Raw genomic sequence first — 15,880 nt, 5'->3', positions numbered from 1 at the left:
ACTCTCCTTCCAAAATATGTCTGTAAAACACAAATCCGGCGTCAAGCGGTGCAGCACCGCTCGGCGCCGGAAGCATTTCATCTATGAATAAACGCCTTATGGCTCTTATTCGCTCTTTTTATCTTCGTCGCTTGCTTCAACCGGTTCCGGTTTTGGCAACAATGCTTTGCGTGAAGCATTGACACGACCGCGATCATCGATTTCAGTGACCTTAACATCAATAACATCGCCAAGTTTTACGACATCTTCAACTTTTTCTACTCGTTCATGAGCAAATTGTGAGATGTGAACTAATGCATCAGTGCCTGGGAATAATTCTACAAAGGCACCAAATTTTTCAATACGAACAACTTTAGCATGATAGGTTGCGCCAACTTCAACTTCGCGCACGATTTCGCCAATCATTTCCATTGCTCGGTCAATCATTGGTTGATCACTTGAGAAGATTAACACGCGGCCATCTTGCTCAATATCAATTTTAACACCGGTTTCATCAATGATAGCATTGATTTGTTTACCACCCGGGCCAATAACGTCGCGAATTTTATCAACTTTAATTTGCATTGTCTGCACTTTTGGTGCATATTCTGACAATTGTTTACGTGGTTCAGCAATTACATCAGTAATTACATTTAAAATTTGTAAACGTGCTGTTAAGGCTTGCTCTAAAGCTTCTTTTAAAATCGCACGGTCGATACCGTCGATTTTAATATCCATTTGTAAAGCAGTAATACCTTTATCACTGCCGGCAACTTTAAAGTCCATATCTCCCAAATGATCCTCAAGGCCTTGAATATCAGTTAAGACGGTATAGTTTTCGCCACTTTTTACCAGACCCATAGCAATCCCGGCAACTGGTGTTTTAATTGGGACACCGGCAGCCATCAACGCTAAGGTTGCCGCACAAATACTTGCTTGAGAAGTAGAACCATTTGATTCAACAACTTCTGATACAACCCTGATTGTGTATGGGAATACATCTTCACCGGGAATAACATATTTCAATGCACGTTCACCTAAAGCACCATGACCGATTGAACGGCGGCTTGGTGCACCCATTCGTCCAGTTTCACCAACTGAGAATGGTGGGAAGTTATAATGATGCATAAAGCGTTTTGATTCTTCAACATCTAAACTATCAATAATTTGATTTTCCGCAAGCGCCCCTAAAGTAGCAATACTTAACGCTTGGGTTTGTCCGCGAGTGAACAATCCTGAACCATGAGTTCGTGGCAAGAAATCAATCTCTGCACTCAATGGACGAATTTCGTCAATTTGACGACCGTCAGGACGGATTTTTTCGTCAGTAATTAAACGACGTACTTCGTTTTTAACAATCGCACTTAAAATTTCTTTTATTTGTTTTATCGTTGCGTCATCAGCTTCGTTAGCTGTGTACGTTTCAATAACTTCTTTTTTAATCGCATCAATTACTTCATCACGGGCGTGTTTCTCAGCAATTTTCACTGCTTCAACCAAACGCGCTTTAGCAACTGCTTCTACCGCAGCTTCTAAATCAGCATCAATTTCATACAATGCGATTTCACGTTTCGGCTTACCAATTGCTGCAACAATCTCTTCTTGTAAAGCAATCAATTTTTTAATCTCTTCATGACCAAATAAAATAGCTTCCAGCATATCGGCCTCACTCACGTGATCCGCACCAGCCTCAACCATGTTAATCGCAAACTTAGTTCCGGCAACAACTAAATCGATGTCGCTGACTTCGCTTTGCGCAACTGTCGGGTTTACTATAAATTGACCATCAACACGACCAACTTTTACCCCGGCAATCGGCCCCTCAAAAGGAATGTCGGAAATAGAAAGCGCCAATGATGACCCAATCAAAGCGGCAATTTCCGGTGAACAATCAGGATTCACACTCATAACTGTGCTGACAACCTGAACCTCATTACGGAACCCTTCGGCGAATAACGGACGTATTGGCCGGTCGATTAAACGACTGGTCAATACCGCAGTATCACTTGGGCGTCCCTCACGCTTTAAAAAACCACCTGGTATTTTCCCGGCAGCATATAATCGCTCTTCGTAATTAACTGTTAAAGGGAAAAAGTCAAGTGGCTTTGCTTCTTTTGATGCAACTGCGGTACACAAAATAACCGTATCTTCATAGCGAACGACAACGGCACCATCAGCTTGCTTTGCAATTTGTCCTATTTCAAATGATAACTTGCGCCCGCCAAGCTCCGTCTGAAAAGTCTGTTTTTCTGACATATAATATACGCTCCTTGTACATAATCTCCATATTAGTATACCATAAAGCCCTATAAATAGTAAGCTTAAATTACCGTTGCCAAGGCAAATAAAAAGCACCGGAAATCCGGTGCTTTTTATCAATTTTTCACCATATATAAATAATGTGGCATATCAATATTATAGTAATGCTTGATAAATGTGTCGACAATCTGCATACCGTTGGCCTCAGCTACCCGCTGCGACGCCCGGTTAGTATCACGAATAATTGAATACACCTCATCCGCTCCCAGCACCGAAAAAGCATACGCCTTACAGGCTTTCGCCGCCTCGCTCGCGTACCCCTGATGCCAGTATGCACGTTGCAACAAATAGCCAATTTCCAGCACTTCACGATCCAAAACCGGCTGCATCGTCAATCCGCACTGACCAATCATCACATCGTTTTCCTTGAGCACCACCGCCCACAAACCAAAGCCTAACTTATGATAATTAGCCATCTGCTTATCCAACCACGCCTGCACCTCAGCATCACTAAAAGCATGCTCATAAGCATACATCACCTCAGTATCCTGCAAAATCAACGCCAAATCAGCAAAATCATCTGCGGTCATCTCACGCAAATATAACCGCTCAGTTTCAAGTATCCTTTTCATACCAATCCCTCCATCGCCTTATTATAACACCTTTTTGGGAAGGCTCCCATAACGAAAACAGTCCCGGACATGCCAAGACTGTTTTCAAAAATATTTTCTAGGAGGAGAAAATACTACAACACTTCTACTTCATGCGGCGACACCATAAATGCCTTGGCGTATGGCAGAATGCCGAGTTCGATGCTACGCATCTTCGCCATTGTTGTATAGTAATCATAATATGGCACCGTCAGCACACCACCGCGGAATAGCTCATATTCCCGCAGCCCGGCTAACCAGGTCTCTAAAACTGCATCATCAAATTGGATATATAGCTGAGGAATAAAACCATTTAGGTCTTCGCAGTTTTCCCCGTAATATAAATCAATTGCCATACCTTCACGGCGTAAACGCACCACTGCCTCAGTAACGGTATCGTGACAAAGAATGTGGCGCGGATGTAAACTGCCGCGCCAGTGGGTAATCACGGTAGTCACCTGTTCCTGCCGCAAATATTCCATCCAGTCAAGAACAATTTGTTCCGGCGACGGTAAGTTGCCAGCCGGGTAGCCGATCCAAAAGGCATCGGCACCCATAACCGCAGCAACAGCTGCCATTTCAGTTTCAAGCTGTTTACCATACACTTCCGGACTCTTCTCTTTATTGCCGCGCTCACCACGGGTCATGTGCACAAAGCTGCATTTTGCACCACTGGCAGCTGCTTTAATCAAATATGGACCACCCATCAATTCCGCATCCAATGCGTGAGCACCAATACTTACTACTCGTTTCTGGTTCATCGTTATCATCCTTTCATATTTATGCTCAACTTTTTGGTTAATAGCTCCGGTTAGGCCGGAGCTATTAACCCTAGCTTCTTTAACTATAATTTCTTATTCATCAAAACATATTCACGGTAAACCTGCATACCATTGCGCTCATAGAATTTTTGTGCTGCACCATGGGTCCACAAGAAATATGTATGATAGATGCCACGTTTTTGCATGTCAAAGAGTATTTCGTTGAAGAGAATCATGCCTAGCTTATATCCACGCAGATCTTCTCTGACACCAAATGGTCCAAAGCGATCCGGATTGCCATCAATTGCTCTTTGAGCGTAACCAACAATCTTATTATTGCTGTCGGTAACAATAAAAATAGTTTCCTCAGCAACACCATTAAGCATTGCATTCTTAGCATTGGTTGACCAACCGCCACCAAAATATTGATGTAAAAAGTCAATCAGTTCCTCGGCATAATCACGAACAAATGGTTGTACCTTAAACCCCGCTGACAAAGCTTTTTCTTTCAACACCAAGTACTCATCAGTCTGGCGATAATCAAAGAGACTGCGCTCCATCGAAACTGCCTCACCAGTTTGCTCATATCCTAGTTTTTCAAAGAACGGAATGGCACCGGCATATGTATTCACATCAACTCCCGGGAACAAATAGTTAGGGCTATAGGCACCCAGAGTAATTTTTTGTACACGCTGCAGCTTCATAAGTTGCTCAACATACCGCACCAGTGTCTTGCCGACACCGCGCTTCTGGAACTCAGGCGCGACACAAACTGCTACTATCCAGCCTCGTTCAGATTCAAGTCCACGCTCGCCATAAGGATATCTCCTGACAACACTCCAGATAAATCCGGCAACCTGTTCATCAATAATTGCTAGCTGACAAAAATCAGGATTAAAGTTTTGATCTAAAATAATATTATGCAAGAACCGCTCTTCGCTGAGTGGGTCAGCCACCATACTGCGATTCCATACCGCCAAAATGTCAGCATGATACTTAGCATTATACGCTTGAAGTTTCATGAACCTCACCCACTTTCGCAGCTTCTTCAAGTTCTTCTTGCGCCCGCGCTTCAGCTTCCACTTTCATTTCCTGACGCTCAAGCACTTTAAAGAATGGCAACCAAATAAAGAACATCAATACATAATTTAAACAACTAATCAATGCAGCAATAATACTGCCGCCAGTACCCAGATATGCGGCTATTGGTCCGGGAACTGTCCAAGGCACCAAGGCAATAATCGGCGGAATTAGATTAAATACTGCTGTAAAAACATAAGTCAGTGTCCAAATAAATCCATAACCGAACACCCAAGGGATAAACATGATCGGATTTAACACAATTGGCAAGCCGAACATAACCGGCTCAGCAATATTGAATATCGCTGGCGCGAATGAAAGTGCCCCTAAAGTTTTATAGCGTCTTACTTTTGAGAAAATCATCAGCAATACTAATGGCACCACTGAAACCCGGATAAAATAATTAGTCCACTGTTCAGTAAATAAATACGGTACAATATCGCCAGCTTGGAAAGCAGCCATATTATCAGAAATCATCTGCGTCCATACCGGTGAAAGCACACTACCAACAACATTTGAACCATGAATCCCGACAAACCATAATACCCGGTCAAGCATAAAGGCAATAAATTGCGAAACTGCTGTTGTCCCGGCGCTTACTAATGTCGAGAATACCTGCATAACGAAACCAGGAACATCAAAGCCAATAATTTGGCTGACTACCCACCAAAGAGTTACTACAATCGCTGCTGGAATAACTGAAGTAAATGCCTGTGAAACCATTGGCGGCACTTCTTTTGGCATCTTAATAGTAATATTCGCTTTAACAATCAAACGATAAATTTCTACCGAAAGAATACTTACAATAATTGCTGCAAATAAACCGGCACTACCAAAGTAAGTTGCGCTCATAAACACGCCACCATCATCAGTAACCGTCAACGGAAACAACGCCAAGAAACTAATAACCGCAACTAACGTTGTCGATAAACGATCAATGCGTGAATCTTTTGCCCGGTAATAATCACCTAAATGATACCCAAGTGATGCGGCAATCCCAATTGAGATAACCCCCATAGTAGCATTAACTGCGCCCCAAAGTTTACCGGCAATCGGTGCCACAATATCACTCCAGCCAGGAATCGGCAGAGCAGCAATTAAAATGAACAATGAACTAATCAACAAGTAAGGCATAAATGACATAAATGCTTTTTGAACAGCATCCAAATAACGAATTTGCGACACCCGGATTAACGGCGGTGCCAATTTTTCTTCAATAAATGTAATTAACTTTTGCATACAACTTCACTCCTCTATAACTCTTTATAAATAAGATAAATCGGGGTAGCACTTTTTATGCATGGCAGTACTGCCAAATCAGCATCTGAAACCTGACCAATGACATTCACCCGCATGTCCTCCGGCAAATCACACCTTACAATCTGCATCTCACCGCAATATCGACCATAACCATTATTATCAACTGTGATACTACCCATCGGTCTTGGCTCAATATTATACGGTTCAATATCCTTCCGCGCTGGAACACCTTCAGCTCTCGACTCACGAATTCTAATTACATACTCAGAAATATCTTGACGATTGGTGAGAAATTTTCCTAAAAACATTTTGTAGTCGGCACTAAATTCCGAACATGTCAGCGTTATTGCTCCAGTGGCGCAATAACGGTCAATAGCTTCCCGCTGCTCATCACTAATCTGGAAATCACCGATAAATATATCATCAAAACCAAGTAACTCCTGCATAACAACAAAGCTACTTGCCGGACTACACTGTCGCAACCGCTCCACCGTCGGCAAACCGGCAAAAATTGGACCGCGCAATTGCATGTCACCGGCAACAAACCCCTGCACCCGCAAACCATACTTATGAAACAACTCATTCTTTGCTAACACATAATCATATCCAAGACCTGTATACTCATGGGGATAAAAATTATGCATCACCGAACTATTGGTTAATTGAATCCCTGATGCTTGATATTCCTCAAGCATCACTTCATCAAGGACACTGGCATTAAAAATAAGTACAAAATGTTCTTGCAACCGCAACATATCAGCAATTGAAAAACCATAGTCTAAACGCAGATGAGTTATACCAAAATCTTTTAGCTCGTGATAATCATTAATACCGAGCACTCGTAAAGTTGCTGGCGATACATCTACAATAATTTTCTTGCCCTGCACTGCTTGACTGGTAAACAACTTCTTCAGTGCATGCATATCAGCCTGATACTCTTTAACATGCAGTGATGTAAAAATCATCTCCCAGCCTGCATCATTCATCTTTTGCATATACTCGTCATCAATTTCAGGAAAGTAGATTGAATATCCGCGCATACTTTCACCTCCTCTTACACACTTGTTGAAAGTGTTTTCTTCTTTACAAACCAAATATATCATTCAAGAAAATAAATATCAATATTTTTCGTTATTTTTGTGAAATATAATTTCTTATTTCAAGTTCTGAAACGATTTGGCTTACTATATGGCAAACCATTTCAGAAATTTAATTTAATTATAATCTGCATTTATTATAAAAGTTTCTTTCATAACTAGCATAAATGTATTAAAATAGAAGTAGTGAACACTTAAAGGAGATGAGTGCATTTGGATATTTTTGCAACGATTGAAGAACGACTTCAAACATTAAGCGACATTGAAATAAAAATTGCCGGCTTTCTTCTAGAAAACCGGACAGTTATTGCTACTATGAGTATTCGCGAGCTTGCGCAAGCATGTGGTGTAAGCGAAGCAAGTATTTCACGCTTCTGCCGAAATTTTGGCTATAAAAATTTCAAAAGTTTTAAGTTGGCAATAGCTACCCAGCTTGCCAGCCAAAACTTTTCACCGGCTAGCCTAAGCAGCTTAGCCATTGGAGAAGAGCCACTTTCAGCCTTAGCAATCATTGATCACGCAATTAACACTTCCGAAAAAGCAATCAGTTCAATTCGTGATACTTTAGAAGACCAACAAATTGAAGCTGCTGCTCAAGCGATGATTAATGCTAATAAGGTGATGATTTTTGGGGTTGGTGGCTCATATCCGGTTGTACTGGATGGTTTCAACAAAATGGCTCGCCTTGGCATCTCGCTTTTTCAGTCCAATGATGTCCACATGGCAATTGCCATTCTTTCACGCATGAATCCTGGTGATGTTATCTTGCTGGTAAGTACTTCCGGAAAAACCCGAGCAATCATTGAACTTGCCGATTATGCCCGTGACCGGGAAATTACTGTCATTGGTCTTTCCAGCCTGAATCGTACCCCGCTGTTTAAACGCTCAGATATTTATCTGGCAACACCCCAACTGGAAAACGATGTACGGATTGCTACCCTCACTTCGCGATTAGCCCAACTAGTTATCCTCGACAGCTTATTTCTAACCGCCTTCAATCGCCTGGCACCAGACATCAGCAACAGCTACTACGAAGTCCGCCAGTGGGTTGACGACTACAAACAATAAAAAATCTTGAAATGCGTTCGCTTTCAACCATTTTTTTATCCACATTATATAAAAAAACCTGGTACCAAAGTACCAGGTTTTTCTTTTTTCATCAATTAACGACGAAGTCCTAAACGTTCTAATAACGCACTATAACGACGTACGTCTTTTTTCTTCAAATAGTTCAATAAACCACGACGGTCCCCAACCATTTGTAATAATCCACGACGTGAATGGTGATCATGAATATGTGTTTTCAAGTGATCATTTAAATTATTGATGTTTTCAGTTAAAAGCGCGATTTGCACTTCCGGTGAACCAGTATCTCCTGGTTTTGTTGCGTATTCTTCAATAATTTGTTGTTTACGTTCTTTAGTAACAGCCATTATGCATCATGCCTCCTATCTCTATAAAGTCGCCTTAATCCTAGTGAACCGTTCGGAGAATCGGATTGACTAAGCAAAAAGGTCTTCTCCATTATACCTTAGAGGAGAAAAGTTGGCAAGTCTAAAAGCAGTGGCTTTCAGACTTGCTCTGCCAATAAATTCTGACAATCACCAATAATCTTTTTAAGCACTACCATCGCCTCACGCATCCGCATCACCCGACTGTAATAATTACGCGGCTTAATCGTCTGCTCCCGCAACGCAATAGCCTGGCTAATCAACGCTGCATACTGCGGATGCAGCTTTGCAACAATTTGCATTGCCTCAACTTTAGGCACAATTCGCGCTTCGCGAATCGTCACATAAATCCGGCAAACCGTTGCCATCGCAAACTCAAAATCCTCATCACTATAAAAATTCCACGGCTTATTTACTTTAGGCAACCAGTACTTATCAATATTATATTGCATCGTCTTAATAACTTGTTCCCAACTAATCTCAATATCCGGCAAAGTTCCAAACAAAACAATACCGCCGTGCACCAAACTCCACCAAGTCACCGCATTAACATCCCAATACCCAAACTCCAACTGACCGCGATCAAGATAGTAATACCGCACCAACGCCTCATTCATCTTCCCGGCATCAGCTGCCAGCAAATACATCCCATCCAACTTCCGGTAAAACGGATGCTCTTGCAACGCCGCATATAACTGTTTCATATCCGCATCACTCAGCGCTACCTTAGTAAAAACTACAAAGTCAATATCACTAACACCATCAATATATGCACTATTAGCAATTGATCCGTACAAAGCAACACAACCCAAATTATCACCTAAATGTTGCTGATGCACCCCAGTGAAAAAAGTTAGAAAATTTTCCATCGACTTAAGCATTGGTTTAGTCATCATAACTACCCTCTCCTTAATACAATTATAACCGATAATCTTTGCTTAAGTATATAAAAAATAAAAAAAAAGAATAGCTAAGCTATTCTTTTTTTATCTTCTTCGCAACAGAAACAAAGCCAACAAACTTCCACCTGATATCAAAATTCCAACACTCAAAAACACATCGTTATTCACGCCAGTCGCTGGCAGTACCAACTTGCTATTTTCAACAGTAATGACCACTGCCCCATTCGGATTCTCAGGGATAGTAAAATTGAGTGCTTTTGAATTCAACTGATACCCGTTCGGACTCTTAGTTTCCACCAAAATATAGTCGCCCGGCAACAAGTTATTGAAATTAGCAAGACCACTGTTATTGCTAATCGCAGTAGCTATAACATCACCACTCACATCACTAACTTGAAATTCAGCGCCAGCTAGAAGCTTATTATTATCAATATCATCAACTTTAACCACTTCAAGCGAACCACGTTTTAAATAATTCGTTATAGTAACAATAACTGATTCATTACTCTCAAAACCAATTGTAAAATCAATTGGCTCAGTCAGCAACTGATACTTATCAGCAACGGCAACTTCAGTTGCATGATATGTACCAGTTGCTAAACTGCCAATAGTTGCTTTCCCTTGGGCATCTGTTGTAACTTGAGTTATTACTTCTCCAAAATTATCAGTGATATCAAAGACCGCCCCGGCAACTGGTGTCTGGTTGTCACCATCAATTTTTTCAATAACAGCATTACTATAGGTAATTGTTCCGGCGTCATTATCTACATAATAGCCATTTAAAGTACTCTGCACACCATAAATCATTCCCGCAGCATCAACATGCGAATTATGCGTCGAATCATCGCCAGCCAACTGTTTAGTAAATCCGTATTGATAGGTGCCGTTTAATGGCAAATGCACCTGAATATTGTAAGTACCAAAAGCCACATCGTCAAATAAGTAGCCACCCAGATCATTAGTTTGGGTGGAAGCAACAACATTACCGTTACTATTCAACAAATCAACTGTAATACCCACTGCCGGTGGTTCATCACGCTGTTGAACACCATCTCCATTAGTATCATACCAAACATAATCACCAATTTGCGAACCTGGAACATCTATAGTTAAAGTCACCGCATCAAGAAAGTTACCATTAGTTATCGAGCCGCTTGCAGTTGAAATTGCCAAAAAAGTCAACCTTGTTACTGTTTGTCCCGGTGGCACCACATAAGTTCCGGTATAATAACCCCAGGCATCATTTCCATCATCAGCAGTAGCAATCAACTGTAAATTTCCCGGTGCCCCCATCAATAACCCAGCTTCATCAACCCCATCCCGGCCACGATGGGCAAAGCCCCATTGCAAAGTTGTCCCGGGAATAGTTTGTATATCCTGATAAATCGGATAGTTATCTTTTGCATTCAACTCAATGAAATTCTGCCCTGAATAGGCCGGAACCCCCTTACCATTTGGATCTTGCCAAACCTCAATCAAATCAGTCGGACTTGCTGTACTCCAACCAGTTACTTTATTTTGATGTACATAATAAATTCCTGGTGCTCCGGCATTAGCAGCTCCACTAAAGTCAACTTCTTCAAAATCTGGATTGCTAATTCGCCACGGCAAAGTAAACATAACATCTGCTTGCACTACAATTCCACCGGCAATCATAACTACCATCATCAACGAAACAAACGCTAACAATCCCTTCCCAAACCTCTTCATAACTATTCCTCCATTACCCCTTAATAATATCACATAAAATAATAATTGCCGTCGCTAACGTACCAAAAAATAAAATGGCAATCTATTCTCTCACCGGGAACAGTTTGCCATTCAAACATACTTATTTAGCAAAATATTTACGTGCATATTCAGCATCATCATTCATTCTATCAATCAACTCATCAACTGAGTCAAACTTCAATTCCGGACGAATATAGTGTAAGAATTCAACCGTTGCCAGTTTATCATAAATTTCATCGTTAAAATCAAAAATAAAGGTCTCGGTCAATGCCGGAATATCTTCAGCAAACGTTGGTGTTAAACCAACATTAGTAATCCCTCGATAAATCTTGTCATCAATATAAAAATGTGTGACATAAACACCAAATTTGGGCATGACATAACTATCCAAAGGAATATTTGCGGTTGGAAAGCCAATTGTCCGACCACGTTTAAATCCATGAACTACCACACCGCTAATACAATAAGAGCGTCCCAGCAAAGGAACAACTGCTTCCATTTGTCCATCCGTAATAGCATCACGAATTGCACTTGAACTAATCTTTTCACCATTAAAATTCTGCTCGTCGATAACTGTCAAAGAAAATTGATTATGAGTCTTGCTGTATTCCTGCAATGAATGAACATCACCAGCCCCTTTATGACCATAATGAAAATCAAATCCAACAACAAGATGTACCAAGTCAATACTGGCAATCAACTGTTCCAAAAATACTTCATGGTCAATTGCTGCAACATGCTCATTAAAATCAATAATAAACAAAACATCAATATTCCATTGCTCCAACAAGCGTTGCTTCTCATTCATTGGTGTAATCTCACGCCGGTCACTAAACTTCTTCAACACTAAACTTGGTGAAGGGTCAAAAGTAATCACTGCACTTTTCACACCATTTTCCTCAGCATACGTTTTAGTAGCATCAATTAAAGCCTTATGACCTAGATGCAAGCCATCAAAAAAACCAAATGCCGCAGCAACCGGTTGCTGAAAAATAGCTGTTGCCAAATTTTCTTTGGTAATATGAATAATCTCCATGTTTAACTTCCTACCTTCTTAAGAAAATACCCGAACCGGCTTAAACTTACCCGGCTTCTCAGGATGTGGCTGATATACTGCCAGCAACTGTCGGTGTTCATTCAGCACTGCAAATGGCTCATTCGGCGCATCAATCAATTCATCAACCGTAAACACCGAACCGACACCTATACGCTCTGCCAATAGTTCATCAACTATAAACTCCGGCAAGCCCAAATCAATATCCGCCATTGCTGTTAATACATAATCGCCAGCTTCAATTTGTTCCAAAGTAACACAATCATCAAGTGTGAACTGCCCACTCGCGGTCCGTTGCAAATCTGCCATCGCTGCTGGAAACCCCAGCTTAGCGCCAATATCAACACAAAGCGTTCGCACATATAATCCTTTGGCAGACTCAATATCAAACTCAAAGTATCCACGTTCATCTGCAAACTTCAAAGAATCGGCATTATACACTAAACTAAATATCTCAATACTCCGTTCAGGTCGCTCAACCTCTACGCCATTACGAGCATACTCATATAACTTACGACCATTCACCTTTACAGCTGAATACATAGGTGGAACTTGCTTACTCACACCAACAAAATCAGCCAACACCTGCTGCACCATCGCCTCATCAAAACAACCAACCGGAACCGGCAACATTTCAACCACTTCACCGCTTAAATCCTCAGTCGTCGTCGCAACCCCAAGCACAGCCTCGGCATGATAAACCTTATGAGCATGTTCCATAAATTGCACCAACTTAGTCGCTCTGCCGATACAAACCACCAGCACACCGTCCACATCGGGGTCGAGTGTCCCGGTGTGACCAATTTTTTTAGTACCCAAAATCCGGCGCAGTTTCCAAACCACATCATGGCTTGTCATCCCGCGCGGCTTGTGGACCGCTAACACTCCATCCATGCGCCTCACCTCTACAAAATCAACATCGCATCGCCAAAACTAAAGAAACGATACTCATGACTAACTGCCTGAGCATACGCCTCCATAATCAACTCGCGACTCGCAAAAGCTGACACCAACATAATTAAAGTTGACTTAGGCAAATGAAAGTTCGTCAACAAACCATCAATAGCCTTAAACTCAAATCCCGGTGTAATAAAAATATCGGTCCAGCCACTGCTTGCAACAAACTGACCATGGTCACGAACAATAGTCTCCAATGTTCGCGTCGAAGTCGTTCCTACCGAAATAATTCGCCGGCCTTCATCTTTCGCCCGTTGCAGCCGTGCAGCAGTCTCCTCATTCAACTGATAGAACTCGGAATGCATCACATGATTCTCGGTATGTTCGGCACTCATCGGTCGAAACGTCCCCAGTCCAACGTGCAAAGTCACATACGCCAACTCAATGCCGCGTTGCTCAAGTTCAGCTAATAATTCTTTAGTAAAATGCAATCCCGCTGTTGGCGCTGCTGCCGACCCTTGTTCACGGGCATATACAGTCTGGTACCGTTCTTGATCTTCAAGACGTTCATGAATATATGGTGGTAAAGGCATCGTTCCAAGCTGCTCCAGCACTTCAAGAAAAATACCATCACAACTAAACTGCAGGTGGCGAATACCATCTTCACCCTCATCAACACAAGTCGCCTGCAACAAGCCGCCGCCAAAGTCAACAGCAGTTCCGATTTTTACTCGCTTTGCCGGCTTCACCAATGCCTCCCAAACCATATTCTCTTCCTCTTTAAGCAACAAAACTTCAATTGCTGCACCGGTCTCCGTCTTTTCACCAAATAAACGCGCCGGCAGAACCCGCGAATCATTTAAAACTAAAACATCACCCGGTTCTAAAAAATCAAGAATATGTCGAAAATGAGTATGGGTAATACTGTTATACTCACGATCAACAACCATCAACTTAGACGTATCACGATCCTTAAGCGGCGTTTGTGCTATCAATGATTCCGGTAATTCAAAATCAAAATCAGTTACCTTCATGACCTACTCCTTCTTGTCTTCAATTTCAATATTCAAATGACGATATGCTTTCTCAGTCAGCATCCGTCCTCGCTGCGTCCGCTTTAAAAAGCCCTCTTGCAATAAATACGGTTCGTAAACATCTTCGAGTGTCTGTGATTCCTCACCAATTGAAGCCGCCAAAGACTCCAAACCAACCGGTCCGCCATTAAACCGCTCGGCGATCCCTCGCAAAATCTTATGGTCAACATAATCAAGACCTGAGTCATCAATCTCCAAACGCTCTAACGCATCATCAGCCACAGCCTCAGTAATCAATCCCTCACCAAGCACTTGGGCAAAATCCCGAACTCTTCGGAATAAACGATTCGCAACCCTCGGCGTTCCTCGCGACCGCCGAGCCAATTCAAAAGCAGCCGATGTCAAAATCGGCGTATCATAGATTTCTGCAGTCCGTTCAACAATCATCTGCAAATGCTCAGTAGTGTAGTATTCCAAACGCGATACAACGCCAAAACGATCACGCAACGGCGCTGATAAATCGCCGGCCCGCGTCGTTGCTCCCACCAAAGTAAACGGCGGCAAATCAATCCGTACGCTACGAGCACTCGCCTCTTTACCAACAACAATATCCAAACAATAATCTTCCATTGCTGAATATAGAATCTCTTCTATTGTCCGTGGCAAACGATGTATTTCATCAATAAAAAAGACATCACCAGGATTCAACGATGATAAAATAGCGGCCAAATCAGCGCCACGTTCCAATGCCGGACCGCTGGCATACTTAATACCAACTTCCATCTCGTTGGCAATAATATTAGCCAAGGTCGTCTTACCAAGTCCCGGCGGCCCATATAACAAAATATGATCTAATGATTCACTGCGCCCGCGGGCAGCAGCAATATATACTGCCATATTTTCCTTTACTTTATCTTGTCCAATATATTCTGACAAACGCGTTGGACGTAATGATAATTCAAAACTATCTTCTTCTAAAAAATCCTGATCAACAATCCGATCATGTTCGTGATCCATACGCTCACCACTCTCCACTTATTCTTTCGCAGCAACACTGCATTTTTATCATAAATTTCAATTATTTCAAAAGTAACTGAAATGCCTTCTTCACATACTCTTCCGTCGTCAAGGATTCATTACCAAGTTGTTTAGCAACCATATCCACTTCTTTTGTCGAATAACCTAACGCACTTAATGCCTCCAACGCATTCAACAACTCATGATTTGCTTTATCTACACCATCACTTGGCGCCAATTTACCTTTCAAATCAAGAATAATTTGTTGGGCTGCCTTGTTGCCGATTCCCGGAATCTTTTTCAAATAATTAATATCCTGTGCCTCAATAGCAGCTACCAACTGTGGCAAAGTTGTTGATGCCAAAATCGCAATTGCCACCTTCGGACCAATCCCTTTTACACTCAACAAACGAATGAATAAAGCTTTCTCATCCTTAGTTTTAAACCCGTACAGCGCATTAATATCCTCACGCACATGCTGGTAAGTAAAAACCTTATACTCACTATTCATCTCATAATCATACGGATATGGTGAAAAAACATGATAACCAACACCCTGATTCTCAACAACAATATGATCTGACTCAGTGTCAGTTACAATTCCCAAAATATATGCAAACATGCTCTTGATCCCTCTGCTTTCATCTCTCCTATTTTACCATATCGGGAAAAAGAAAGAAACACGGAATCCCCGCGGGATTCCGTGTT

Annotated in this window: 15 protein-coding genes; 1 reads left to right on the top strand and 14 read right to left on the bottom strand. The window is 41.8% G+C overall.

The annotated features are described in order from the left end of the window. Positions 1–105: 105 nt before the first annotated feature. From pnp to FEZ08_RS10345, 6 genes are all read right to left on the bottom strand, one after another. Entirely contained in the window at positions 106–2,235 is a 2,130-nt protein-coding gene (gene pnp, locus FEZ08_RS10370; RefSeq protein ID WP_138192091.1) for a polyribonucleotide nucleotidyltransferase, read from the bottom strand. Between the two features lie 119 nt (positions 2,236–2,354). After that, positions 2,355–2,870 (bottom strand): GNAT family N-acetyltransferase, encoded by a 516-nt coding sequence (locus tag FEZ08_RS10365; RefSeq protein ID WP_138192089.1) that lies wholly within the window; start codon positions 2,868–2,870, stop codon positions 2,355–2,357. Positions 2,871–2,983: 113 nt separating this feature from the next. Beyond that, positions 2,984–3,649: a PIG-L deacetylase family protein gene (locus FEZ08_RS10360; protein ID WP_171015039.1), complete on the bottom strand. Its 666-nt coding sequence runs from the start codon at positions 3,647–3,649 to the stop codon at positions 2,984–2,986. Positions 3,650–3,732: 83 nt separating this feature from the next. Further along, positions 3,733–4,671, bottom strand: coding sequence for a GNAT family N-acetyltransferase (locus FEZ08_RS10355; protein WP_138192085.1), 939 nt, complete (start codon positions 4,669–4,671; stop codon positions 3,733–3,735). Continuing rightward, positions 4,652–5,968 (bottom strand): PTS sugar transporter subunit IIC, encoded by a 1,317-nt coding sequence (locus tag FEZ08_RS10350; RefSeq protein WP_138192083.1) that lies wholly within the window; start codon positions 5,966–5,968, stop codon positions 4,652–4,654. The genes FEZ08_RS10355 and FEZ08_RS10350 overlap by 20 nt, the downstream gene beginning before the upstream one ends. 14 nt (positions 5,969–5,982) lie before the next feature. After that, a complete protein-coding gene (locus FEZ08_RS10345) occupies positions 5,983–7,029 on the bottom strand; it encodes a MupG family TIM beta-alpha barrel fold protein (protein ID WP_171015038.1) in 1,047 nt (348 codons plus the stop codon). Positions 7,030–7,299: 270 nt separating this feature from the next. On the opposite strand from FEZ08_RS10345, the gene FEZ08_RS10340 reads away from it, so the two are divergent. Then, entirely contained in the window at positions 7,300–8,154 is an 855-nt protein-coding gene (locus FEZ08_RS10340) for a MurR/RpiR family transcriptional regulator (RefSeq protein WP_171015037.1), read from the top strand. Positions 8,155–8,249: 95 nt separating this feature from the next. Here FEZ08_RS10340 and rpsO read toward each other — a convergent pair whose 3' ends face one another. The 8 genes from rpsO to ruvA form a co-directional block, all read right to left on the bottom strand. Continuing rightward, positions 8,250–8,519 (bottom strand): 30S ribosomal protein S15, encoded by a 270-nt coding sequence (rpsO, locus tag FEZ08_RS10335; protein ID WP_138192078.1) that lies wholly within the window; start codon positions 8,517–8,519, stop codon positions 8,250–8,252. Between the two features lie 137 nt (positions 8,520–8,656). Continuing rightward, entirely contained in the window at positions 8,657–9,433 is a 777-nt protein-coding gene (locus FEZ08_RS10330; protein WP_138192076.1) for an aminoglycoside adenylyltransferase domain-containing protein, read from the bottom strand. A gap of 90 nt (positions 9,434–9,523) precedes the next feature. Then, positions 9,524–11,149 (bottom strand): MSCRAMM family protein, encoded by a 1,626-nt coding sequence (locus FEZ08_RS10325; protein ID WP_138192074.1) that lies wholly within the window; start codon positions 11,147–11,149, stop codon positions 9,524–9,526. Positions 11,150–11,270: 121 nt separating this feature from the next. Next, positions 11,271–12,206 (bottom strand): bifunctional riboflavin kinase/FAD synthetase, encoded by a 936-nt coding sequence (locus tag FEZ08_RS10320; RefSeq protein WP_138192072.1) that lies wholly within the window; start codon positions 12,204–12,206, stop codon positions 11,271–11,273. Positions 12,207–12,224: 18 nt separating this feature from the next. Continuing rightward, positions 12,225–13,118, bottom strand: a complete 894-nt coding sequence (gene truB, locus FEZ08_RS10315; protein ID WP_138192070.1) for a tRNA pseudouridine(55) synthase TruB — start codon at positions 13,116–13,118, stop codon at positions 12,225–12,227. 11 nt (positions 13,119–13,129) lie between these two features. Continuing rightward, complete coding sequence (queA, locus tag FEZ08_RS10310) at positions 13,130–14,155, bottom strand: tRNA preQ1(34) S-adenosylmethionine ribosyltransferase-isomerase QueA (protein ID WP_138192068.1); 1,026 nt, start codon at positions 14,153–14,155, stop codon at positions 13,130–13,132. A 3-nt stretch (positions 14,156–14,158) separates the two neighbouring features. Next, a complete protein-coding gene (gene ruvB / locus FEZ08_RS10305; RefSeq protein ID WP_138192066.1) occupies positions 14,159–15,172 on the bottom strand; it encodes a Holliday junction branch migration DNA helicase RuvB in 1,014 nt (337 codons plus the stop codon). Between the two features lie 61 nt (positions 15,173–15,233). Then, the gene (gene ruvA, locus FEZ08_RS10300; RefSeq protein ID WP_138192064.1) at positions 15,234–15,794 is read right to left on the bottom strand and encodes a Holliday junction branch migration protein RuvA; all 561 of its coding nucleotides are present in this window, start codon (positions 15,792–15,794) and stop codon (positions 15,234–15,236) included. Between the last annotated feature and the right edge of the window lie 86 nt (positions 15,795–15,880).

It is taken from the genome of Culicoidibacter larvae (genome assembly GCF_005771635.1).
Lineage (GTDB): Bacteria > Bacillota_I > Bacilli_A > Culicoidibacterales > Culicoidibacteraceae > Culicoidibacter > Culicoidibacter larvae.
Note: the sequence above shows the minus strand (reverse complement) of the source record. Positions and strands in the feature narration are given on the sequence as shown.